The 24,331-nt window shown below is 51.6% G+C and carries 16 protein-coding genes; 14 read left to right on the top strand and 2 right to left on the bottom strand.

The window, feature by feature from the left end; genetic code table 11:
* Positions 1–38: 38 nt before the first annotated feature.
* Positions 39–2,852, bottom strand: a complete 2,814-nt coding sequence (locus tag QZN53_RS03320; protein ID WP_163437507.1) for a histidine phosphatase family protein — start codon at positions 2,850–2,852, stop codon at positions 39–41.
* A gap of 250 nt (positions 2,853–3,102) precedes the next feature.
* Between QZN53_RS03320 and QZN53_RS03315 the strand changes: the two genes are divergently transcribed.
* The 14 genes from QZN53_RS03315 (at position 3,103) to QZN53_RS03250 (ending at position 23,157) form a co-directional block, all read left to right on the top strand.
* A complete protein-coding gene (locus QZN53_RS03315) occupies positions 3,103–4,386 on the top strand; it encodes an adenylosuccinate synthase (protein WP_163437505.1) in 1,284 nt (427 codons plus the stop codon).
* Between the two features lie 26 nt (positions 4,387–4,412).
* Positions 4,413–5,123, top strand: coding sequence for a Crp/Fnr family transcriptional regulator (locus QZN53_RS03310; RefSeq protein ID WP_073319104.1), 711 nt, complete (start codon positions 4,413–4,415; stop codon positions 5,121–5,123).
* 11 nt (positions 5,124–5,134) lie between these two features.
* Positions 5,135–5,908, top strand: a complete 774-nt coding sequence (locus QZN53_RS03305; RefSeq protein ID WP_163437503.1) for a PASTA domain-containing protein — start codon at positions 5,135–5,137, stop codon at positions 5,906–5,908.
* A 52-nt stretch (positions 5,909–5,960) separates the two neighbouring features.
* On the top strand, positions 5,961–7,850 hold the full coding sequence (locus QZN53_RS03300) for a hypothetical protein (protein ID WP_163437502.1): 1,890 nt from the start codon (positions 5,961–5,963) through the stop codon (positions 7,848–7,850).
* A gap of 72 nt (positions 7,851–7,922) precedes the next feature.
* Entirely contained in the window at positions 7,923–8,666 is a 744-nt protein-coding gene (locus tag QZN53_RS03295; RefSeq protein ID WP_294651602.1) for a hypothetical protein, read from the top strand.
* A gap of 26 nt (positions 8,667–8,692) precedes the next feature.
* Positions 8,693–10,036 (top strand): FISUMP domain-containing protein, encoded by a 1,344-nt coding sequence (locus QZN53_RS03290; RefSeq protein ID WP_163437498.1) that lies wholly within the window; start codon positions 8,693–8,695, stop codon positions 10,034–10,036.
* A 53-nt stretch (positions 10,037–10,089) separates the two neighbouring features.
* Positions 10,090–11,547 (top strand): FISUMP domain-containing protein, encoded by a 1,458-nt coding sequence (locus QZN53_RS03285; protein ID WP_163437496.1) that lies wholly within the window; start codon positions 10,090–10,092, stop codon positions 11,545–11,547.
* A gap of 39 nt (positions 11,548–11,586) precedes the next feature.
* Positions 11,587–14,970, top strand: coding sequence for an FG-GAP-like repeat-containing protein (locus QZN53_RS03280; protein ID WP_163437495.1), 3,384 nt, complete (start codon positions 11,587–11,589; stop codon positions 14,968–14,970).
* Positions 14,970–15,860 carry a formylglycine-generating enzyme family protein gene (locus QZN53_RS03275; RefSeq protein ID WP_163437493.1) on the top strand — a complete coding sequence of 297 codons (891 nt, stop codon included), beginning with the start codon at positions 14,970–14,972 and terminating at the stop codon, positions 15,858–15,860. Before QZN53_RS03280 ends, QZN53_RS03275 begins: the two co-directional genes overlap by 1 nt.
* A gap of 46 nt (positions 15,861–15,906) precedes the next feature.
* Positions 15,907–16,431, top strand: a complete 525-nt coding sequence (locus tag QZN53_RS03270; RefSeq protein WP_294651596.1) for a copper resistance protein NlpE N-terminal domain-containing protein — start codon at positions 15,907–15,909, stop codon at positions 16,429–16,431.
* 1 nt (position 16,432) lies between these two features.
* Positions 16,433–17,200 carry a LytTR family DNA-binding domain-containing protein gene (locus QZN53_RS03265; protein ID WP_163437491.1) on the top strand — a complete coding sequence of 256 codons (768 nt, stop codon included), beginning with the start codon at positions 16,433–16,435 and terminating at the stop codon, positions 17,198–17,200.
* Between the two features lie 12 nt (positions 17,201–17,212).
* A complete protein-coding gene (gene lepB / locus QZN53_RS03260) occupies positions 17,213–18,616 on the top strand; it encodes a signal peptidase I (protein ID WP_163437489.1) in 1,404 nt (467 codons plus the stop codon).
* Positions 18,616–20,397: an Ig-like domain-containing domain gene (locus QZN53_RS03255; protein WP_163437487.1), complete on the top strand. Its 1,782-nt coding sequence runs from the start codon at positions 18,616–18,618 to the stop codon at positions 20,395–20,397. Before lepB ends, QZN53_RS03255 begins: the two co-directional genes overlap by 1 nt.
* Before the next feature lie 33 nt (positions 20,398–20,430).
* On the top strand, positions 20,431–23,157 hold the full coding sequence (locus QZN53_RS03250; RefSeq protein ID WP_163437480.1) for a helicase C-terminal domain-containing protein: 2,727 nt from the start codon (positions 20,431–20,433) through the stop codon (positions 23,155–23,157).
* Positions 23,158–23,162: 5 nt separating this feature from the next.
* On the opposite strand, the gene QZN53_RS03245 is transcribed toward QZN53_RS03250, so the two are convergent.
* Positions 23,163–24,311: a GGDEF domain-containing protein gene (locus QZN53_RS03245; RefSeq protein ID WP_163437478.1), complete on the bottom strand. Its 1,149-nt coding sequence runs from the start codon at positions 24,309–24,311 to the stop codon at positions 23,163–23,165.
* Positions 24,312–24,331: the final 20 nt, after the last annotated feature.

Below are 24,331 nucleotides of genomic sequence, written 5' to 3'. Positions count from 1 at the left end.
TTTTGAGGCTGGTCTTTTTAGTTATATGCTTGCGTTGATTACTGCAAGAATCCCTTGTCGAGTGCCGTGACCGGGATGATTCTGATATTGTCATCCGGATCCGTGATGATAGCGACACCGGAGAGGTAGTTGATCCAGTGCTGGTTATTGGAGTTCTTGTGGTAACGCAAGTCACGTCCATTGCTGCCGTGAATCTGGCGCTTGCTGATGGAGATGACGAACGGGGCGAGGAACTGGTCGTGAGAGATGGCCAGGGTAACGCCCGGTTTCATCTTGTCGTAAGTGAAGTATTTTTGAACGACGACGTCTACGATGCTGTCAATGTCGAAGAAGGCGGCTTCGCAGTTGTTTTTCTGGTTGGTGTTGTCGTATTCTCTGTAGGCTGCTCTTGCGTATCCCGCCCAGCCAGACTGGCAGGAGTTGCGCTTGCTTTCGTTCTTGACGTACACCTTTTCTAACAGGTCGTTGTTTGTGGTCTGGAAGCTGTTGTCGGTTTCGCCAAACCAGGTGATGCTATCTCCCATGTACTGACCCTTGTTGTTGCCGATAATCCAAGCGGATTGCTTGGCGCGGAAATAATAGGTGTGCATGTAGGAAAAGTCGTCGAGGCCCATTTCTTTAAGTCTGTTACCGACGGTGGCGCACTGTTGCATACCCGTTTCGTTCAGCGGATCGTTCGGTCCGTACTTGTCGCTGGGGCGCTCGGCGTGGCGGAGAATGAAGGTCACCTTTTCAGTGGGGCGGAGGCAGCCGAACACGTCGTAGATCGAAGAGAACTGGTCGGTGGTGGAGCGGAGTGCCTTGCATTCGGCGCTGAGAGGTTCGAAGCCGACAGCATCCTTGCCGTCTTTTCCGTCCTGACCATCCTTACCGTCTTCGCCGTCTTTACCATTGGCACCGTCCTTGCCGTCAGCACCCTTTTCGCCGTTCTTGAGTTCACCGACCTTGATGTTGCCGCAGAAGATGTCGTAGCCGTTGTTGGTCAGGTTTTCTTCGATGCGGCAGGAGGTTCCGTCCTTACCGTCGTTTCCATCCTTGCCGTCTTCGCCGTCTTTACCATTGGCACCGTCCTTGCCGTCAGCACCCTTTTCGCCGTTGCGGAGTTCGCCGACCTTGATGCTACCGCAGTAGACATCGAAACCGTTTATGTTTTCGTTGGCTTCGACGCGGCAAGAAGTTCCGTCCTTACCATCGTTGCCTTCCTTACCATCTTTACCGTCCTTGCCGTCAGCGCCCTTTTCGCCATTGCGAATTTCGCCGACCTTTTCTTTACCGCAGTAGACATCGTAGCCATTGATGTCATCGTTGGCTTCGACGCGGCAAGATGTACCATCCTTACCATCAATGCCGTTGTTGCCATCTTTGCCATCTTCACCATCTTTACCGTCGGCACCGTCCTTGCCGTCTTTACCGTTGTAAAGTTCGCCAATCTTTTCGGTGCCGCAGTAAACTTCGTATCCGTTGATCTTTTCGTTCTTTACGACGGAGCAAGAGGTTCCATCTTTACCATCTTTACCATCCTTACCGTCTTCGCCGTCTTTACCGTCGGCACCATCCTTGCCGTCGGCACCATCCTTGCCGTCCTTACCATCTGCGCCCTTTTCGCCGTTGCGGAGTTCGCCGGCCTTTACGCCGCCGCAAATGATGTCGTAGCCGTTGATTTCATCGTTAGCCACAACTGTGCAAGAGGCTCCATCCTTACCGTTGTTGCCATCTTTACCGTTAGTGCCGTCCTTACCGTCTTCGCCGTCTTTACCGTCGGCACCATCCTTGCCGTCCTTACCGTCAGCGCCCTTTTCGCCGTTGCGGAGTTCGCCGACCTTTTTGCCGCCGCAGATGATGTCATAGCCGTTGTCGTTTTCGGCTACATTGCAAGAGGCTCCGTCCTTACCGTCGTTGCCATCTTTACCGTTAGTGCCGTCCTTGCCGTCGATACCGTCTTTACCATCTTTACCATCTTTACCGTCGGCACCATCTTTACCGTCGGCACCATCCTTGCCGTCCTTACCGTCAGCGCCTTTTTCGCCGTTCATCAGCACGCCGACCTTTTCGTCGCCGCAGTAAACGTCGAATCCATTGATTTCCTTGTTAACGGTAACGACGCAAGAAGAACCATCCTTGCCGTCCTTACCATCTTTACCATCCTTGCCATCTTTACCGTCGGCACCCTTTTCGCCATTGCGGAGTTCACCGATTTTCACGTTGTCGCAAATGACGTCGTAGCCGTTGATGTCAAGATTTTCTTCAACAGTACAGGAAGAACCATCCTTACCGTCTTTACCATTGGTTCCGTTAGTGCCATCCTTGCCGTCGGCTCCCTTGTCACCGGTGTCACCTTTGTCGCCCTTGTCCCCCTTGGCGCCTTTTTCACCGGTTTCTCCTTTTTGTCCAGCCTCACCTTGTTCTCCCTTTTCTCCTTTTTCACCATTGCGGAGTTCGCCGACCTTTTTGCTGCTGCAAAGAATGTCGTAGCCGTTGATGTCCGGATTTTCGATGACGGTACAAGAGGAACCGTCTTCTCCATCCTTACCGTCTTTACCGTCGACGCCGTCTTCGCCGTCCAGGCCGTCCCACACGACTCCTTTGAGCGTGTCGGCGCAAATCAGTTTGTAACCGGTCCTGTTGCTGAATCCGGTTGTGTCGACGACGGTGCAGCTGGTTCCATCCTTACCATCCTTGCCGTCTTTACCATCTTTACCGTCCTTGCCGTCTTTTCCGTTGTTTCCGTTGTTACCGCCGGAACTCAGCTCGTCTTGGACTTCGTTGAGGGTGTCTTCGCAACCAGTAAGTGTGATTGCCATAAAGAGGGGGATTGCTGACAATACAGCAACTCTAGTGACTAGTTTATTCATATTTTCTCCAATAAGTGAGTAAAGCCAAATTTAGTTTATATGTGTAAAGTTTTCAATACGTAGCTTGTATAAATATTGTAAGATTTTTGTAACATGCTATAGCCGTTTTTGGGCTGTTTTCGCCAATGGTCGGGTTGTGACGGCTGTCACTAGCGGTTCACTTTTTTATCTTTATGGCGAAAAAGGGCTCAGGGAAATTCCCTGGGTAGCTTATTTTCGTGTTTAACTAGCTTAAAAAAACGAAGGATATATGGCAAATCGTGTTGTAATCGGTTCCCAGTGGGGTGACGAAGGCAAGGCCAAGGTTGTTGATTTTCTGACTCTGGACGCAGATTATATTGTGCGTTTCCAGGGCGGCGCCAATGCAGGCCATACCGTGGAAGTGGGCGATAAGAAGTTCGTGTTCCACTTGATTCCCTCGGGCATTATGCATGATGATAAGATTTGCGTGATCGGTAACGGCGTGGTGCTCGACCCGGTGCAGACTTTGGCTGAAATCGCCGACTTGCACACCAAGGGTATCAACCCGGAAGGTCGCCTGTTCATTGCCGACAACGCACACGTGGTGCTTCCGTACCACTCCACCCTCGACAAGGCCAAGGAAAAGAAGGCCGGTAAGGGCGCTATCGGTACGACTGGCCGCGGCATTGGCCCCTGCTATAGCGACAAGGTGAACCGTATTGGTGTCCGCGTGGGTGACCTCATGGATGAACGTGAACTGCGCCCCCGCGTCGAAGCGATGGCCAAGGTCCACAACGAAGAATTCAAGGTGATGTACGATGTTCCCGAAATTGACCCGGAACAGGTCATCAAGGACTACCTGGAACTCGGCCAGAAGATCAAGCCGTTCGTGCGTGACGTGAGCGCCATGCTCTATGCCGCTGTGAAGGCCGGCAAGCGCCTGGTTTTCGAAGGTGCCCAGGGTACTATTCTTGACGTGGACCAGGGTACTTACCCGTTCGTGACCTCCAGCAACACTGTTGCCGGTTATGCCAGCTGCGGTGCAGGCATTGGCCCGACTGCCATTGACCAGGTGGTGGGCGTGGTGAAGGCTTACACGACCCGCGTGGGTAACGGTCCGTTCCCGACTGAACTTTTGGACGAAACGGGCGACACGCTCCGTAAGATTGGTAACGAATACGGTGCAACGACCGGTCGTAACCGCCGCTGCGGTTGGTTCGACGCTCCGGTGGTCCGCAAGGCTGCCGTGGTGAATGGTCTCACTCACTTGGCCATTACCAAGCTCGACGTGCTCGACACCTTTGATTCTATCAAGATTTGTACTCACTACGAATGCGATGGTGAAAAGATCGAAAACTTCCCGAACCAGCTTTCCAAGGTCGGCCGCTGCGTGCCGGTTTACGAAGAAATGCCGGGTTGGAAGTGCGATACCACTAAGTGCCGCAAGCTCGAAGACCTGCCGGAAAATGCTCGCAAGTACCTGAACCGCATGGCGGAACTCGTGGGCGTGAAGATCGGCATGATCTCGATCGGTGCAAAGCGCGACCAGAGCATTATCGTAGATCTGGACTAAGAATCTAACCGAAGGAGAAAGAAGAAATGGACAGCAATGTATGTGGACTCTTGAAAGGGGTTGACCTTTTCTCTGAATTGACGGAAGAACAACTTGGCTTGCTTGCCAATTTGGTTGTTGTCCAGGACTTCAACCGCGACGAGACTGTGGTGCTTGAAGGCGACTGCTCGATGAAGGCTCTGTACCTGATTGCATCGGGTACGGTGCAGGTCTATATGACCGGCGTCGATGGCCGCGAAACGATCCTCAGTTTCTTGGAACGAGGTGACTTCTTTGGTGAAATGTCCTTGATTGACGGCGAACCGAGGTCCGCCTCGGTGCGCACCGTAACCGACGCACAGTTGATGATTATTCACCGCGAACCGTTCTTGACCTTGATTCGCCAGACGCCTGAAATTGCGATGTCTCTGTTGTCTGAAATGAGCAAGAGACTGCGTAAGGCGAACAAGCAGATCGGTTCTTTGTCGACCATGTCTGTAAGTGGTCGCGTGGCTGGCACTCTCCTGAACTTGATGGAAGAACGCGGCATGCGCATTCATACCGACAATGGCCAGATGGTGACGGTAATCCACAACCGCCCGACCCAGCAGCAGTTGGCCGACATGTCGGGTACCACTCGCGAAACGGTGAGCCGCATTTGCTCGATGCTTGTGAAGGCAAACGCCATCGCCATGACCGGAAAAGACATTGTCATTTTCGATGAAACCGCTTTGCAGGAAAAAGCGACTAAAGGGTAGTTTTACCTACTATGGATAAAGTAAAGAATATTGCGAATAAATTGCTCGCGTGGGCCAAGACAGCGCCGATTGTAAAGGCTGTCGGCATCTGGATTGTGCTGCTGATTCTGTTGGCGTTCTTTGTGGACAAGCTTGTAATGCCGATTTTCTCGGGTCATTTTGCTTCTACAGGTGAAGTTCCGAACTTGGAAGGAATGTCGCAGGAAGCTGCGGAAAAAGCTTTGGAAGATGCTGGATTCAAGTATGAATGGCTTGAAGAAGGCCGCTACAACGCTCAAATTCCGGCCGGAATGGTGCTTGTGCAGATGCCTGCTGCCGGACGTACGGCAAAGCTCGGGCGTACGGTCAAACTGACCAAGAGCTTGGGACTTCGCGAAGTGGAAATTCCTGATCTGCGTGGCAAGAGCCAGAAGCAAGCCTCTATCTCGCTTGCTCGTGCGGGCCTTGTGCAAGGCGCTATCGTGAAGGGCGCTCACCAGAGTATTCCGCGCGGTGTCGTGATTCGCACGATTCCTGTAGCCGGCGAAAAGGTTCGCATTGGCGACACGGTGAAGGTCGTGATTTCGGCTGGTGCTACCCAGGGTAAGACTGTTCTGCCGGACTTTAGCGGCGAGCAGATTGACAACGTTTACGTTAAACTTGAAACTCTCGGCTTTAGGGTCGGAAAAATCAAGCGCAAGAAAGACGAAGAAGGACGTGCACCTGGAACCGTGATTGAAACTTCGCCGAAGCATGGCGATTACCTGCCGCCCGATACCAAGATTAACTTCGTGATTGCGGACTAAAAAGTTCATGAGGGCATTATTACTTTCACTTTCTCTGATAGCGACTCTCTTTATGATGTCGCTTTCGCTCGGAGCGTGTGCTTCGTCGAAGAAGGGTAGTGCCCTGACCGCTGCTGATTCTGCGGCTATTGCGGCTGCAGTCAATGCAAAACTCGATTCTATCAAGTTCGCCGAAGAGCAGGCTTACGCGCCGAACGTAGACGCCGCGCACGAATCGTTCATTCGTGCCCAGGAAATGGAACTCCGCGGCGAAAAGGCCTTGGCAAATGTGTTCTGGCAGCATGCTGCTGAATCGGACACCAAGAACCGCTTTTTGGCATTCAAGCTTGCTGAAATCATGATGGCCCGCGGCGCCGATTCCGCCGCCTTGGTACAGGCCCAGCATGCGCAGACTTTGAAAGGCCGCGCAACGGCTTCGCAGTTGGGAATTCTTGCCCACCTGTACGTGAAAGACGGCCGCGCCGATTCGGCCCGCAAGTATTTTAATGAGGCTCTAGATTCTTCACGCTACCAGGACATGACGCTCCTGTACGATTACAGCTTGTTCCTGGAAGCGGTTCAAGACGCCAAGGAATTGGTTCGCGTTTATGACTTGCTTTTGCCGCAAGTGAATTACATGCCCTCGCTGTTCCAGCGCCAGCTAAAGCTTTTGCTTGACTTGGGCAAGGACTCCGCCGTCGTGGAACTCTTTGAAAAGGGCCACGAGGCGACCGGCGACAAGAAAATGCTTTTGCAGATGGTGCAAGGGCTTGTGTTCCAGAAGCGCATGAAAGAAGCGCAGGCGATTGTAGATACGCTGACGGAATCGACCGAAGATGACGAGTCGATGGTCGTGCTCTTGATGAGCTCGCTTGCCGAAAGCAACAAGCGCGATTCCGCTTATGCCCTGCTCAAGAAAAAGTATACGGTGGATATGGTGCGTACCCCGCTTCTTGCAAATTTCTTGGGCCAGTACGAGAACGTGTACGGCGATTATGACAGCGCCAAGGTGCATTTAAAGTATGCCGCCGAAAATATTGCGGACCAGCGCATTTATGTGACGGGCGCCTACCACACGCTTTCGGCCATTGCCTTTAAGGAGAAGAAGCCTAAAGATGCCGTGCGCTATGCCGAAAAGGCAGATTCTGCGGCCATGGGTGGCGACAAGGCCTCGCTTGCGTTGACTTACGGTACCGCCGGAATGTACAGCAAAGCTTACAAGATGCTCGACTCGGTGATTGCCGTGTGGGACAAGTGGACCCCGATGGAAGGAATCGCTGACTCTGCCTCGATGATGCGCATGAAGATGGACGTCGAACGCAACAGGCGCCAGTTCCGTAACGTGTACGCCCGCCTTTTGAGCGCCGAAGCCCAGGAAATCTGGCAGAAGGATATCGGAGATTCTGCAAGGATCAAGAAATCGATGGCTTTGCGTGAGCGCGCCGATGAATTCTACAAGGATCTTGCCTCGAGGGATTCTTCGGACTTGCAGACCCGCGTGCTGCGCGCCATGAACCTGGAACGTATGGAACGCTACGACGAGGCGTTTGCCATATTCGAGTACGTACTTCGCTTTGAGAACCCTTCGATTGACCGCGCCGAAGTCTTGAATTACTATGGCTACACGCTGATTGACTTGAACCGTAGCCCCGAAGAACTGGACAAGGGAATTGCCATGGTTGACAAGGCCCTGTTGATGGAACAGGGTGGCGAACCTTCTGAAGCCTACCTCGATTCGAGAGCTTGGGGATTTTACCGCAAGGGAAAATTCGAAGATGCACTCACGGTGATGAAACTCATCAAGAGCCCGCATTTTGACGACGACTATGTTTATTGGGAACACATGGCGGCGATTTATGAAGCTCTTGGCATGAAAAATGAAACCAAGACGGCTTACAAGAAACTGAAAAAGTTGCAGCCGCATCACCCTGCTGTTAAAAAATATTACAGTGGGAAAAAGTAGAAAGGATTTTGCGTGAGCAAAATCGAATTCGTGTGACAATAAATGCGCTTGTTTCTTTTGAAATTATTTGTCTTGCTCGCTCTTTGCGCTCTTGTCGGGTGCGCGGGTAAAAAGCCTGTGGTAGAGCCTGCAGCCGCTACGGCTGACAGCGTTCAAGAAGCTCCGCGTGATAGCCTACGAGCCAAATTCTTGCTCACGATTGTTCAACAAGATACGGCGACAGGAAATGCCACGACGCAGGAACTGGATGCCGTGATATTCTCGGTGCCGGGCAAGCGTTACCGTATGGAACTCACGGGCCCGCTGGGAATCGGGGTGGCCTCGCTCCTGTGGCAAGAAGAAGGCTGGCAGATGACCTTCCCGACGGAAAAGCTTTACATGAAGGGCGTAGGCTATATGGTGGGGCTCTTGAACAATGATGCGCTCCCGATGGTGCATATTCACCAGGTGGCCGACATTTTTGACGGGCGCTTATTGCCCGAAGGCTACGAAGAAGTTGCCCCGCCCGAAGATTCAACGCGCGTGGAAGGCGTAATCTATGCCCGCGAAAAGATGGGTAGGGCCTTCCGTTTTGCAAAAGAGGGCGAACATGTCGCCTGGATTTCGCGCATGGGTCGCGGCGGCAAGACCGAAACGATCCATTTTAATGATTTCAAGGAATTCGAGGGCGTAGAAACGCCGTCAAATATTATATTTGAATTAGACGGCGAGAAATTCCTTGAAATAAAAATCAAGAAGATTGCTCGCAACAAATCGTTCAGTTCAGGAACCTGGCGCTTGAATATCCCCAAGAGTTTCAAGCGGGTCGGGGACTAAATTTCTCAATTAAGAAGGGGGGGGTGATGAACAGAATATTTTTATTAAGCGCGTTGACCGCCTTGTTTGTGGCGTGCTCTGAAGATTCTGTCTCGGGCAATGACGATAGCTCTGGCGAAAAGCTCGAAAGCTCCAGCAGCGTAGAGGAATCGTTGAGTTCGCTCGTTAAGTCAAGCTCTTCTGCAAAGAAGGCTCAGTCCAGTTCCTCGGAAAAGTCCTCTAAATCGAGTTCTTCAGAAAATTCGAAGAGCTCCAGTTCCTCAAAAACAAATTCCAGCTCTTCTGGCAAAACGGTTGCTTCGAGTTCTTCTCAAAATGTCCAGTCCAGTTCTTCCGCAGGATTGCCGAGTTCCAGTTCGGTACCACAGTCCAGTTCGTCCGTGTTTGTGTGCAGCCAAAAATGGCCCTGCAGTATTCTGACTGAAGAATGCGACGCCTCTAAAATCGGCAATACGACATTCTATCCGGATGGAAATAAAAAATTTTATTATGTGTGTGACTCGACGGGGTGGGTTGAAGCCACTTATGTAGAATATGACGTTTCCGGAAGAAAGTGCAAGGTTGATGGAGACACGCTTTGGGGCCATGTGGACAACTATCTCCATACAGATTCGTTAAATCCGTATAGGGATTTGTATGTTTGCAGAAATGGGGAACTCTACAAAGATAATAGCAAGAGGTATTTTTCCAAGGAATGCAATGCCGCCAGAGAAAATGAGGAGCTGAAGAAAAAATACGTCACTTATGTTTGTAAGGGCGGCTACTGGAATCGTAAAAGTCAACATACCGGTACAATGACCGATAGCCGTGACGGACGTGAATACAGAACTGTCGGTATCGGCGACCATTTATGGATGCAAGAAGATTTGCAATATAAAGAGAATACTCTTTATTCGTGGTATACGGCGACGGGTAATGGCAGTAATAATGGCGAAATAAGCGCCATGATTCGGGGCGTGTGTCCGGAAGGATGGCATTTGCCTACCTACTGGGATAGACAAGAACTCTCTGCATATGGCGGGTATGATGAATGCCTTGTCGGAAAAACGGGTTGGTCTGCTGATTCGATACGTTATTTTAAAGGCACGGATTGCTTGAATATGGAATTTTTGCCTAGAGACATCAGCAAACTCAAAAGTAAAGATGAAGGCCATGTGACGGGGATGTGGTATGCCGAGGCCAGTTCCAGTTATGCGTATGCCTTGATTATTGAAAATGCAATTTATAGCGATGGAGCATCGGTGTCGTTTAGCACATACGCCTCTCGCAGCAAGTCGGATAAGCTGGTTGTTCGGTGTGTTATGGAAGAACCCGGCGATCGAAGCTACAAATCTACGTCTGAAGCCCCGTACTACGAGAAATCGCGATAGATGGGAAAGCTCTATTTTATAAATTGTGAGTAGAAGCAATAAGAGAGGGGTGTATGAAAAAATTCTTGTGGCTTTTTGCCTTGATGGCGCTGTTGGCTGCGTGTAGTGGCGATGGCTCAAATACAACTTCTGCTAAGCAAGATGATGAATCGGAAGTCACCGAGAAGAATCCTATGAAATGGAATCTGTCGGTTGCCTACGGGAACTTGGTTGACCGTCGCGATGGGAAATCATACAGGACGGTGATGATAGGCAGCCAGACTTGGATGGCGGAAAATTTAAGGCTGGAAGCGGGTGATTCTTTTTGCTTTGATGACAAGTTTGAATATTGCGATACGTATGGAAAACTGTATCCGTGGTATGTTGCCGTAGGTAGGCCTGACTGTGCCGAAAAAGATTCCTGCGACTTGGCTCCAGTAATGCGTGGCGTGTGCCCTGAAGGGTGGCATTTGCCATCGCTTGCGGAATGGGATACTCTTTTTGCCTTTGTTGGAACGGATATTGTGCATAAATTAAAATCGCAGAGTGAAGAATGGTGCGATTTTGATGACGCTTGCCCTAAAGGGGGACTTGATACTTATGGCTTTGGAGCTCGTGCCGGGGGATATAAAAGCTGGGATGCCAACTATGTGGATGATCGGGATGCTGGATATTTCTGGGCGTCTTCGCAGGCGGATCGGTGCGGGATGAAAGTCATTATTGGAGATGGTTTTGACGTCGGGGATTATGAATGCGGTGACGACCAAGGTGCAGCTTCTGTTCGCTGCGTTATGGATTCCGAAGGGTTTATGCCCGATTCCATGGAACCGTCTTTTGATTATAAGGATAATGCGCGCCGCAAATCCGTTGAATTTGAAATGGGGACAATGACAGATTCCCGCGATGGACATGTCTATAAGACGGTGACGATAGTTGGCTTTACCTGGATGGCTGAAAACTTGAATTACCGTTATACGCAGAAAACGGCTGAATTGGATTCGTCGAGTTTTTGTCCTTTTAACGAGACTGACAGTTGTGACGTGTATGGGCGCCTGTATCTGTGGAGTGCCGCGATGGATAGCGTAGCCATGTTTAGTGAAATGGGTAAAGGCTGCGGTTATGACGTTTATTGTTCCGAAAAGATATATCTGAGTTCTGTGGTGCGTGGGGTATGCCCCGAAGGGTGGCATTTGCCCGATAGGTATGAATGGGAATATCTCGCCCGAGAGATAGGAGGGGTGTCCGTGGCGGGGACGCTCCTTAAATCGAACAAGGGGTGGGACGGACGCGGAAACGGTACGGATGAGTACGGATTCTCGATATTGCCGGTTTCTACCTACCAGTATAGTTTTCAAGCCAATAAATATTATACCGGTTTTTGGTCGTTTAGAGAGGATATGTATGCCGGACTCGCGTTTGAAAATGAAATGGCGGAAATCGCCTACTTTGATGCGTATTCGACGCGTTTGTCAATGTCTTCCGGACTGAAAAATTCGGCGAATCCAGTCCGTTGTGTCAAAAATCTAGAATGAGTCGCGTCTAGGTTTTCGTCTATTTTGTAAATTATGGTTATGAAGTTGAATGCTAAGATTTTTGCATTGGTTTTTGGGCTATTCTCTTTAGCGACGACGTTTGCGGCAGATACGCTGCAGGTGTTTGCCATTCGTGTGGAATTTGCCGAAGAAAAGACAGATAACAGCCTGACGACAGGAACGGGGCTTTTTGATTCGGACAAGGCGAAGAAAGATGCCTATAGCCTGGACCCGCAGGGGGTTCGAAACAGCGCTCCTTACTGGAGAAAGCATTTTGAATTTGCCAACGCCTACTTTAACAAGGCGAGTAACGGCAATGTGGTGATCGATGCGCATATTTATCCGAAGGAATCGAGCGCCTACAAGCTGAAAAAGCAGATTATCGATTATAACCGCACGAGTAAGATGAAAGGCGAAAAGACCGCGGAATTCGACGATGCCCGCAGCCGCGACTACTTGCAGTTTATTTATGACGCCGTAATGGCAGCGCACGAATCGGGCGATTCTCCGTTCAAGGAACCGCTTTCGAAAAACCCGAATACCAAGCGTGCCTACATGATTATCCATGCGGGCGCAAGCCGCCTGGTCGATGGCGGTAGCATGGGAACGCGCGGCGCCGATACGCCGGGCGACTTCATGGATGTGTACATTGACAAGTCCGCCTGGCAGTACTTGCCGGATTCGATCAAGAATGCGGCATTCCATAAGGAAGGCAAGAAGGCGAATGGCAAGGATTCGCTGGTGGCCGAGGGTCTGATTTTGAAGGGCGCTGCCATCGATACGCTGAAGTCAATCATGGTCACGAGCGAAACCGCGTCGCAAGACGGCCTGAACTGGGGCGTGAACGGAATCATCGTGAACCAGATCGCGCGCGAACTTGGGCTCCCGAATACCTACGATGTGGTGAAGGGCATTAGCCGCTTGGGTTATTACGACGTGATGGACTTTGCGGGCTACAACGCGGGCAATGGGTTCTTGCCTTCGCTGCCGGCGGCATGGGAACGTGCCTACATGGGCTGGACTCCGGTAAAAGAAGTGCGCCCGGTGGCGGGTAAGCCTGTGACAGTCGAAATTTCGGCTGCCGGAACGGGATCTGGAACTGAAATCGTGAAGGTTCCGCTTTCTGCAAGTGAATACCTGCTGATTGAAAACCGCCAGCGTAGCTGGAATAAAGAAGGCGAAGTCAGCGTGTCGTTGAGCGGTGCGGGCGAAAGTTCCGATACGACAATCAAGACCGTGCCTGTAGACAGCTTGCATCTGGTTTTTGAAGATAGCGTGGATTGTGCGAAAAAGTGCAAGGCCAACAAGAAAAAGGCGAAGGGCGTTATCGTTGACATTAGCAGCTACGATGCGGGCCTCCCGGCGAGCGGCATTGTGGTGTGGCGCGTGAATGACTGGTACTTGCGCGAAACTTTGGAATACGGCATTGCAAACTTCTGGGGTGGCGATACCCTGCGTGACCACCAGTTCGGTATCGCGATGGTGGAAGCCGACGGCATTTTAAGCATTGGCAAGACGTTCAAGAATGCCCTTGGCGAAGATACTTATGACTACGGCTCGGGTACGGACTTGTTGCCGCACTTGCGCAAGCCGGGCAAGGATTCCAAGCAAAAGTTCGATACGGTCAAGACGATTGGTTCTACCGGTTATGCGAACACCATGACAACCCAGGGCGGCTATACCGGAATCAAGATTGCGGTGAATGTGCCGAAGGGTGCCCGTGTTGAAAAGACCTCTAATTCGTTCATGGGCGATAGCGTGGTGAACTTTGGCGCGCAAAAGATTAGCGTGACCATTAGCATTGACGACGGAAGCATCGACGGTGCTGAATTCCCGCGCAAGATCGGCCTTGCCTCTGCCGTGCGTGGCGCCGTGTTTGTAGATGATCCTGAAAAAGACGGCGAAAAACTCTTGGTCGTAGGCGCCATGGATGGAACGCTCCAGGTATTCAATGCGATGGGCGACACCTTGTTCCCGGCAGATACCGCGGTTGTGCAGAAGACCTTGAACCGCAATAGTTCCGAAACAGAAGTGCCGCTTTACCGCGTGGGCGCAAGCTACGGACCGCTGGTGGGCATGGCAAGCGATGGCAAGGATGTTTATAGCCTGCACAAGAATAAACTCGTGAAGACGTCCTTTATTGGTGGGCTTCCGGTGCAGCAGACCTTTGATGTGAACACGGCGACTGCAGGGCCGATGATTGTCGACGATGAAGTTGTTTTTGCAACTGAGAAAGGCGAGATGGCCTTTAGCATCAAAGACAACAAGATGAAAACCGTAGATGAACTTGCCGAAGAGGTTGTTGATGTGGCCTACTGCGGGGAGTCTGATGGTCAGAAACTGTTTGCCTATGGAACTAGCGCAGGAACGGTTTATGTGCAAGGTCGTGGAGTAATCGGTTCCTCTAAAACGGGCGAATCGTTCCGTGTTGCCTGTACCGATCTGGACCGTGACGGCGTGAATGAAGTTGTCGCGGTGGGCAGCAAGGGCTTGGTGCTAGTGGAAAATGCTGTCGGAAAAAAGAAATCCCTCTCTTTGCGTCAAACATACAAGCGCGGCGCCGCAGGCACGAGTGGCCTGAAACATGAAACCTCCGGCATTGCTATCGGTGACATCAACGGCGACGGCTATCCTGAAATTGTGTTCCTGGGCGATAACCTGGTATATGCGCTTGACCGTTCGGGCCTTCCGATTGCGGGCTTCCCGGTGAAGATTAGTCGCGGCGCTCCTGTTTACGGATTCTTCAGCGACCCGATTCTGGTGGACGTCAATGGCGACGATACGCCTGAAATTTTGGTGCCAAGCAGCGATGGCCTGGTGTATGCGTTTACAGGCAAGGGCAAGCAGGTGACAGATGGCTTCCCGCTTGCGGCTGGCAGCTACGAAGACATGGATTCGACAAGCGTGATTCAGCCGATGAGCATCTTTGCTACAAATGCTGTGTCTGACAAGAAATCGAAGGGCCCGGAACTTTACGCACTGCATCGCGACGGCGTGACCGCTTTCCGCCTGCGCAAGGCTTCTAGCGATGCCGCAGAATCGGATGCCGCATGGGCACTCCCCGCTGGCGGTAATGAACGTACAGGCTATTTTGACGCTTCCAAACTTGCCGATGTAAAGAAGGTTTCTGCGAAGGATGAAATTTCGGACTTCTTCATGTTCCCGAACCCGGTTCGCGGTGGCAAGGCGAAGGCCCGTTTTGAAATCGGTGCGGCCGCAAAGAATGCAACGCTTGAACTCTACGACATTACGGGTCTTTGCGTGTTCAAGGCCAAAATGAGTGACGCAAAGCAGGGCCGCAACCAGTTTGATAACCTTGATTTGAAGGACCTGGGTTCTGATGTCTATACCGCACGTCTCAAGGTGAAATTTGAAAGCGGCAAGACCAAGCAGAAACTCTACCGCGTAGGAGTGGTGAAGTAATGTCTAGAATGGGACTCTTGTTGGCCGGCATGGCTGTGTTTTCCCTAGTCGCCTGTACGGCGAATGGGGATTCTGCTGATACGTCGCCAACGTCCCATCGGGGCGGTAATGTAAGCCCGGATAAAAACTCCGACAACAAGGATGTTTCTAGCTCTTCGACTGGTTCGGATTCTTCGGAATACTCGATTCAAGATCTTGTTGAAATGGAGAGTATTCCTGCTGTTACGTTTTCTCGCGGATCGGTCAGCTATCATATAAATGCGTTCGCGATGGGTAAAACCGAGGTGACTCAAGGCCTGTATCGCGATGTAATGGGAAGTGTGCCTAAAGAGGATGCCTTAGGCGACGATTATCCGATTTTCAACGTGAGCTGGTACGATGCGGCCCTTTTTTGCAATGCGCTTTCTAAAAAGGCCGGGCTAGATACAGCTTATGTATACAAGTCGGTCAGCGATGGCGGCGAACTGATTGACGTTTCTATAAATTACAGTGCTACAACTGTACGTCTTCCGACAGAAATGGAATGGGAAGTTGCTGCGCGTGCGGGAACCTTGACGACTTATTACTGGGATACCGATGCCGCCTCGAAGTATGCGTATTACGCACAAAGTAAAGGGCCTGTGGCGGTTGCCGGATATATTCCGAATGCGTTTGACCTATACGACATGGCTGGCAATGTGGCTGAATGGGTGAACGATTGGTACGCCTCGTATCCGACGGCCTCGCAAGACAACTATACGGGCCCTGCCGAGGGTAAGTACAAAGGAATTCGTGGGGGTGGCTGGTCTGACAAGGCTCCGGCACTTGCCTCTGCTGAACGCGACAAGAAAGACCCCATGTACCATAGTCAGACGATTGGCTTCAGGGTTGTTTATTCCGCCGGATTTTAGGCGTTTTAAAAGTTTGCTTAAAACTTAAATTGCTAAATTGTGAACCATGACGATATTGAAAACCGTGGTTCTCCCTGTCGCAAGAATGGCAATGCCGTTGCTTGCTGTCTTTGCACTGATGGCTTGCGAAGAAGAAAAGTCCGAGCCCCTGCCGGATCTTCCGCCGATTGAAATCCCGAAGGATGTTCCGGGGCTTTATTCCGGTAGCCTGCCGTGCGATGACTGCACCAGCCGTATGGTGCGTATGACGCTTGGTGAAGACAGCTCTGTCGAAGCAATTCAGCTTGTTTTGCGCGACACGATGGAAACGGATTCCCTGAAGGGAACTTACTCCATTACCGACAGTACAATCAAGGTGTCTCTTGAGGGCGATAAAGGCCATTGGAACTTTAAGCGAGCCAAGTTCGGCAATTTGCAGTACATGACGGCGGCAGGCACGGTTTACGAAGATAAAGACGGAATGAAATCCGAACTGATTCGCATTTTTAAGGTGGCGCCGAAGACGGCTGCAAAGAAGACAGATTCTGCTGCTGTCGATTCGGCTAAGAAGGAAGGACAGCCCAAGGAGTAATATGCAGTGTACTGCACTTGTCATTGACGACGAACCGCTTGCTCGCAAGCGCATGATTTCGCTTTTGGAACCTTATGCTTCCGAGATTGAAATCCTGGGGGAAGCGGGCTCTGGTGCGCAGGCCGTCAAGATGATTCACGAAATGATTCCTGACGTGGTGTTTCTGGATATCCAGATGCCCGACATGGATGCATTCGAAGTTCTGCATTCTTTGCAGGGAGACGATGTGCCGCTTGTGATATTCACGACGGCATTCGACAATTTTGCCCTGAAGGCTTTTGAAGAAAATACGGTGGATTACCTTTTGAAGCCGGTGGTGCCCGAACGCTTGGCTGCTGCAATTGAAAAATTGCGCAAGGCGATTCCGCAGGTGGACGACACGACGATTCCCTCAGACTTGAACTGGGAAAAGTTGCGTAACCTTGTGGATATGAGCGGCCTCTACCTGCAGCGTTTGCAAGTGAAGGTGGGCGACCGCATTGTGTTTGTGAACATTGACGAAGTGATTCGATTCCATAGCGAAGAAAAGTACACGACCGTCTATACCGTGAATGGTCAGTACGTGATTGATACGCCGCTGGTGGAGCTCGAAAAGAAATTGGACCCGAGGCACTTTACCCGCGTGCACCGCTCCCATATTGTGGCAATCGACTACATTGCCGAATGCCGTAAGGGTGATGCCGGTCGCATGGTGATGGTGCTTCGCGACAAGGCTGCAACCCAGCTGGTGGTGAGCCGTTCGCTCGTCAAGAAAATCCGTAACCTCTAATAGTTTATTCCGATGGAAAATAATAAAGAACCGTTTTCGTGGAAAAAGTTTGTGAAGGGCCTGCTCCGGGAAATCATTGTCCCGGTGGCGCTCGCCTTGATTGTGATTCAGTATGTGATTCAGGCTTTCCAGATTCCCAGTGGATCGATGGAAGACACTTTGCATACGGGAGACTTTTTGCTGGGCCTCAAGTTTACTTACGGCTCTCCGATTCCGTTTAGCAACCAGAAATTCCCGGGCTACACGTACCCTGCCAAGGGCGATGTGGTAATCTTCCGTTACCCGGGTGAGCCGGAATACCCCGATGGCAACCCGCAGCGCTATACGCACTTGTTCAATGCGCTCATGTTCGGAAACTTTTATTGGGATCACGAGCCGAAGGCTGGCCAGCCGCACTTGATTCATTACGCCGATGGTCCGAAGGACTACATTAAGCGTTGCGTGGCAGTAAGCGGCGATACGGTTGCTGTTCATAAGGGTCGTCTTTTCGTGAATGGCAAGATGCAGGACACTTTGCCCGGTCGCGGCAAGTACACTGCTTCTGCCCGTACGTTCTCTCCGCGCGATGAACGCGATGAATTCGTGGTGCCGTCTGTGGGCGATACGTTTACGGTTGAATCAATGTCGCTCGAAAAGTTGTGGTGGCTGCGTTCTCTGGTTGCTCAAGAAAATCCCGATGAAACGGTGGAACTCGATATTTCGCTGTGGAAGGATTCTGTTGAAATCAATAATTACGATTTCGAGGAATTCAAGATTCCGGTGGAAAACGATCGCGGCCTTGCACTGAACGAACTTTTCCGCAGAAACCATACGGTGCTGCAGCAGCGCCTGACGCAGGGTGATACGATTTCGGGCGCGATGTCCTTTGCATACTTCAAGGAACTTTCGCGCATGACGTATTTGCCCATGATTGACCCGAATATCCAGGGTGGATTCACGCGCCCGGTGAGCTATATGGCGTTCGAAGCTTCCCTTTTACGTGACCTTGAAGGCAATGTGGCTCTGTTGAACCAGGCCGAAGAAGATAACGCCGGAACGGTGGAATTGGTCGATGTCGATGCTCCGCAAGATGGCGCGAAGACAGTGGAAGGCGTTGCTGGCGATACGCTCGATGCTCCGGCAAAGGCGAAGTTTGAAATCCGCCGCAAGCTGCTCGTGGGCGGCAAGCCCATTGAAAGCTATGTGGTCAAGACGCCGCAGTTCTTTATGATGGGCGACAACCGTGACAATTCTGCCGACAGCCGCTACTGGGGCTTTGTATCGCTCCGCAATATTCGCGCCAAGGCATTCGTGATTTACTTCTCGTTCGAAAACGACGACGAGGCTTTCGCCTTGAAGAATCCGTTTACCTGGTGGCGCCTGCCCTTTAGAATCCGCTGGGGCCGTCTCGGCAAGATTATCCAGATGATTGACTAATGCGTTCGTTGTTGAAAAAATATGGTGCTGCTTTGGCGGCTTTGTGTACGACGGTATTCCTGTCGTGCGCAACGCAGGTGGCGCCAAGCGGTGGGCCCGAAGATAAACTGCCTCCGCGTATTGCAGGCGTCTATCCGGCTCCGAATACGACGAATCACCCTAACGAGCTCATGATCAAGCTCGAGTTTGATGAATGGATTAACGCGTCTGTTCCGCGTAGCGCTGTCTCCATTTCGCCTCCGATCGATAAGAAATTGCGCTTTGAAGTGAGCGGCAAGACGCTCGTACTCACTTCGCGTGCGGTGCTCGATACCGGAACGACTTACACCGTGACCTTTGCAGGCGGCATCAAGGACTTGCATGGCAATGCCTTGGCAAAGCCCTTCCACGTGGTTTTCTCGACGGGCTCGATTATCGATTCGCTGACGCTTTCGGGCCGAGTGCTTGTGGACCAGACCATGGCCCGCAAAAAGGAATACCCGAGTATCGGTTTGTTTTTGATGGGCGCGGAACGTGAATCCAAGCATTACCTGGACAAGTACCGCGATACGACAACGAAGGAACTGAGCAAGGAACCGATGCTCTTGAAGGAACCTCCGCTGTACGTGACGCGCGCAGACAGTGCCGGCCATTTTACGCTTACAGGGCTTAAGGCGGGCCATTACCGCGTCGTTGCCTTTATGGATGGTAACGGTAACCAAAAGATTGAGCTTTCGACAGAGCAGGTGGGCCTTTGGACAGGTGACTTGGAATTGACAGCTGAAACGAAGGATACCTTGTGGCTTGCCATTGCCGACATGGATACGACCAAGCTCGAACTTTCTTCGGTGACGCAGCCGTACGCCAACGTTCTCGAGGCGACCTTTACGCGTAACGTGTACTTCGATTCCGCTTTTACGGATACCTCAAATTGCTACTTGGAATCTCCCGAAAACAAGAAGCTTTATCCGAAACTGGTTTATCTGGGCTCAAGTACCAACAGGCCGCAGTTCTATTTTGACCCCGCGCCGAAAAAGGAAGTGCTTTACAAGTTCATTTGCTTGGCGGCGAAGGATTCCCTGTTCCGCACGCTCGATACGCTCCGCAACGAAGTGGAGTGGGAATGGAAGAAGATGGAAGGCGATACGCTCCCGCCGAAGGTGGCTGGCGTAAGGGCGAATTCCAAGGCGAGGACCTTGTTCCCGGATGATTCGCTGGTGGTGTACTTTGACAAACCCAAGCTCGATTCCTTGGAACAGACGTTCTACATCGCAATCAATAAGGACACGACTCAAGTTCAGGTGAAGCAGATGGACCCGGTGCGTTTTGCGGTTGAAAAGCCTGCGCCGTGGGGTACCGATATTTCGGTGAATTTCTTGATGGGCTATATGGATACGACCCTTGCCGCTGCCGACAGCAACGGAAAACGCGATACGGTGATAGAACTCAAGTACCAGCGTTTGCAAAAGTTTGAAACGGTGAGCAAGCTTAAGCTCGCCAAGTTGAACGGCAAGATTCCGGGCGGTTCTGCGAAGACGGTGGTGCGCTTGCTTTCTGCAGAAACCAAGAACTACTATTTTGAAAACTGCAAGGCCGATGGAAGCTTTAGCTTTGGCGACTTGGTTGAAGGTGCTTACCTGATGGATTATTACTTGCCCGAAGAAGGCAAGATGTTGCCGGATGGCGGTTCGGTGGACCCGCTCCGTTATGGTTCTCCGTGGCGAGCCATTAACGATACGCTGAAAGTCAAGAATGGTGAAAATGTGTTGGACAGCTTGACTGATGTGGTGCCTGCGCTGTAGCGATGACGGCAAAAAGTTTTTAAGAGGATTCTAATGGAAATGAAATCATTCGTTGCAATTGACCTGGAAACAACGGGCCTCGATTTTGAAAAAGACGAAATCATCGAGGTGGCGCTGGTTCGCTTTGAAAATGGAGTAGAAGGAGAATCGGTCGATTATTTGGTTAAGCCGACGAGTGTAACGCTTCGCCCCTTTATCGAAAGCCTTACGGGTATCAGCAACGCTGACCTTGAAAATGCGGAACCCTTTGCGGCCGTAGCCCAGAAGATTTATTCGTTCATTGGGGACTTGCCGATTGTGGCGCACAATGCGATGTTTGATTCCAAGTTCCTGAAACAGACTTTTGCCAAGGTGGGTGTTTCGTTCGATAATCACCCGGTGTGGGATTCTCTCACGGTTTCTCGCATTGCCTACCAGAATGTGCCGAATCATCGCCTGGATACCTTGGTGCAGGAACTGGGCATTGAGCGGAGCCGCGCGCACCGCGCCTTGCCGGATGCCATTGCGTGTGGCGAGCTCTTTGTGATGGCGCTTGAAAAGATTGCAAGTGCGGACCCGTGGCTTGTGAATGCCTTGGCGAAGGTTGCCAGGGGTTCGGACTGGGCGCTGGTCTGGAACGAATCGGAAGGGGCTACTGAACTTCCGCAGTACAAGTTGCCGGATGTTCCGCTCGAAGACGCTCCGGCCAAAGAACGCTCCCCGCGTGTCAGTGAATTCTTTAAGGAAGGCGGCCTCCTTTCAACGAAGGTGGAAAATTTCCAGATCCGCCATAACCAGCAAGATTACGCCTCGGTGGTGGAACGCAACATGCACAAGGGAGGCCTTTGCGTGCTTGAAGCCCCGACCGGTTCGGGCAAGTCGCTTGCCTACCTGGTGTCTGCCGCCTGCAAGGCAGTGTCGGGCGAGCGCGTGGTGATAAGCACCGCGACCCGGGCACTGCAGGAACAGCTTTGGAGTAAAGATATTCCGCTGGTTGCAAGCCTGTTTGACGGCAAGCTCAAATCGGCCGTACTCAAGGGCCGCGAAAATTACCTTTGCCTTCGCAAGTTCGAAGAAATCTTGAAGGCCCCGCAGAGCCTGTTGCTGCACGACGAACGCGATTCCTTTATGGCGATTGTGCCGTGGGTGTTTACGACTGAAACGGGCGACGTGAACGAATGCAATTCCTTTAGCCAGGGCCGCAATCGCGTGCTTTGGTCAAAGCTTGCTAGCTCTGCTAAGTCTTGCCTCGGCGAAAAGTGCCCGCATTACGGCAAGTGCCCGGCATTGGCCGCCAAGCGCCGCGCCATGAATTCCAACTTGGTGCTGGTAAACCATTCGCTGTTCCTTGCCGACATGGGCCTCGATTTTGCCCTGCTCCCGCTTTACGAACACATCGTGTTCGACGAAGCCCATAGACTTCCGCAGGTGAGCCGCCAGGCATTTGGCCGCACCATTTCTTTCTTTGCGCTCAGAAACATCATCAAGACCCTTGTTCCGTCGAAGGGACATGAAAACGAAAATCGCGATGGCTTGTTGGCTGAAATCGAGCGCCGCCTTCCTGTCGAAGAAACGGAAATCCGCGCGCTCTGCGTAAACCTTTCGGAATCGCTTTCTGAAACCGAAAAGGCTTTGCACCGATTCTTCATGAAGATTGGCAAGAAACTTGCAAAGCAGAAAAATACCCGCAACGGCTTTACTTACACTTCGGGCATTTTGGCCGAATACGAAGCCGACCCGAGCGCCTTCATTGAACAGGGCCTCAATGCAATCAAGCTTGCCGATACGTTGGCCGCCTCGGTGCGTGCACAGCAGGCTCTTTCGGGCTTGTTGAGCGACGTGGGCGGCCGCATGACCGAACTTTCTCGCTTCTTGCAGGACTTTGAATTCATTACCAAGGCGGGCCGCGAAGATTGGGCCTTCTATATGGAAGAACCTTTCAACCCGCACACCATCAAGTTGCATGCAAGCCCGCTCGATGCAAGCTCCACCTGGAAAGAAAAATTCTATCCGTGGATCAAGTCTGCCACATTTACCTCGGCGACGCTTTCGGTTCAGGGCGACTTGACTTACTTTGTGCAAAAGATGGGCATGGACGCCCCGGGCGGAAAGAAATCTCCGTTCTTGCGCGTGTATAACGAATCTGCAAAGAACGATGAAAACCGCTCGGTGGTTGTCGCAAAGTTCTTGCCCAAGCCCTCGGCACCTGAATATAACGATGCCGTGAACGATACGCTTGCAAAGATCCTGCCCGAAGTCGAAGAAAATACGATGGTCCTCTTTACCAGCGTGTCTGCCATGATGAAGGCGCAGGCGGCCCTCGCTCCGCTCTTTGCCGAAAAGGGCAAACTGCTCTTGTGCCAGCATGTCGACGGCGCCCTGGATGGCCTTGTGGCGATGTTCCGTAAGTCTCGTGGGGCATGCCTGCTCGGCTGCCAGAGCCTGTGGGAAGGCGTGGACTTCCCGGGCGATGCCTTAAAGCTGCTCGTGATTCCGAAGCTCCCGTTCCCGAACCCGGTGGATCCGCTGGTGGCTGGAATCACCAACAAGATGAAGGCCGAAGGCAAGAATGCGTTCAAGGAATTCTTTGTCCCCGAAGCATTCATGGAATTGCGTCAGGGCCTTGGTCGCTTGATCCGCTCCGAAGAAGATTCTGGCAAGGTGCTTATTCTCGATAACCGCGTGGTGGTCGAACACTATGGCAAGACCTTCATGCGTATCTGGAACAACAAACAAAAAATCGCCAACTCTGTTGACGATATCAAGGCTGCCTTAAAGTAATCGGATTATTCGCCATTGCGGCGGTTGTATTGCAGCTGCGTGTAATAGCTGGTCTTTTCTTCTTCCATGGATCTGGTGATTTCGTCGATGAAATCGTCCATGCTCTTGGAAGGATCGTAGCTCTGGCTGCAAATGCAGGTGGTGAGCTTGTAGGACTTGCTAAAGGAGTTGAGCTCGTTGAGGCTGGAACGGATACGCGTAATGCACATGCTCACGGCCATTTCGTTGGTGGTGTTGATGAATGCGATAAATTCGTCGCTGGAATAGCGGATGATGAGCCCGAGTTCACCGACGGCGCGGTTTAAGATCTTGGTCATTTGCACAAGCACTTTGTTGCCTATAACTCTGCCGTAGTCGTGGTTGATTTTCTTGAATCCGTTGATGTTTACGAGAATGCCCGTGACGTGCAGTTCTTTCTTTTTCTTGTAGGCGCGGCCAAGGTTTGCCAGGTAAGCATAATTGTAAACGTTGGTGAGCTTGTCCCTATAGACGCGCTCGCCGTGAATGGACGAGAACACTCCCGCAATTGCGATGGCCGTGCACGAAGAGATGGCGGAGATCCCGTAAAAGAGGGATTGGGCGACAGTGCCTGCAATTATCGGGGCGAAGAAAATCCAGATGGGGAAGGATTTAAGAGGACCGCCCTTGTGCTTGCAAATGAAATAGATGATAAGGCTGTCCAGCATGAGCCCGTAATCTATAATGGTGTAGATCCAGAAGTATCTGCGGGTATAGACATTGTTTGCAGAGATGTCAAAAATAATCGGGACGAAATTGTTGATGATGACAAGGACTACCCCGAGTACGACGATGAAACCGAGAATGTTGCGGTGCGCGATCGAAAAACGGAAGTTCAAGTGCTCTGCAAGGAATAGAAGCCAGAAAAAGCAGCTGAACATGTTGGTGAGGTATAGAAGATCGTTGCCGCCGTAAACGACGATGCGGGCGATTGTTCCAAGGCGACCGTCTGCAGTGTAGGCAATGGGGTCTAGGACGCAGGTACAGAACGTGAAGAAGAGTAACAGCTGAAGGTAGGCGTTCTCGGATCCTCTTTCACGAAAGCGCCAAACGTTGCCTGCCATTAAAACGGCAAGTAACACAATCCCGAATATATTTGTTGCGTAAACCGCTGTAAGTTCAAAAGTCGGTTCCATACGATTCCCCACCCTTAATA

The organism is uncultured Fibrobacter sp. (assembly GCF_900316465.1).
Lineage (GTDB): Bacteria > Fibrobacterota > Fibrobacteria > Fibrobacterales > Fibrobacteraceae > Fibrobacter.
Note: the sequence above shows the minus strand (reverse complement) of the source record. Positions and strands in the feature narration are given on the sequence as shown.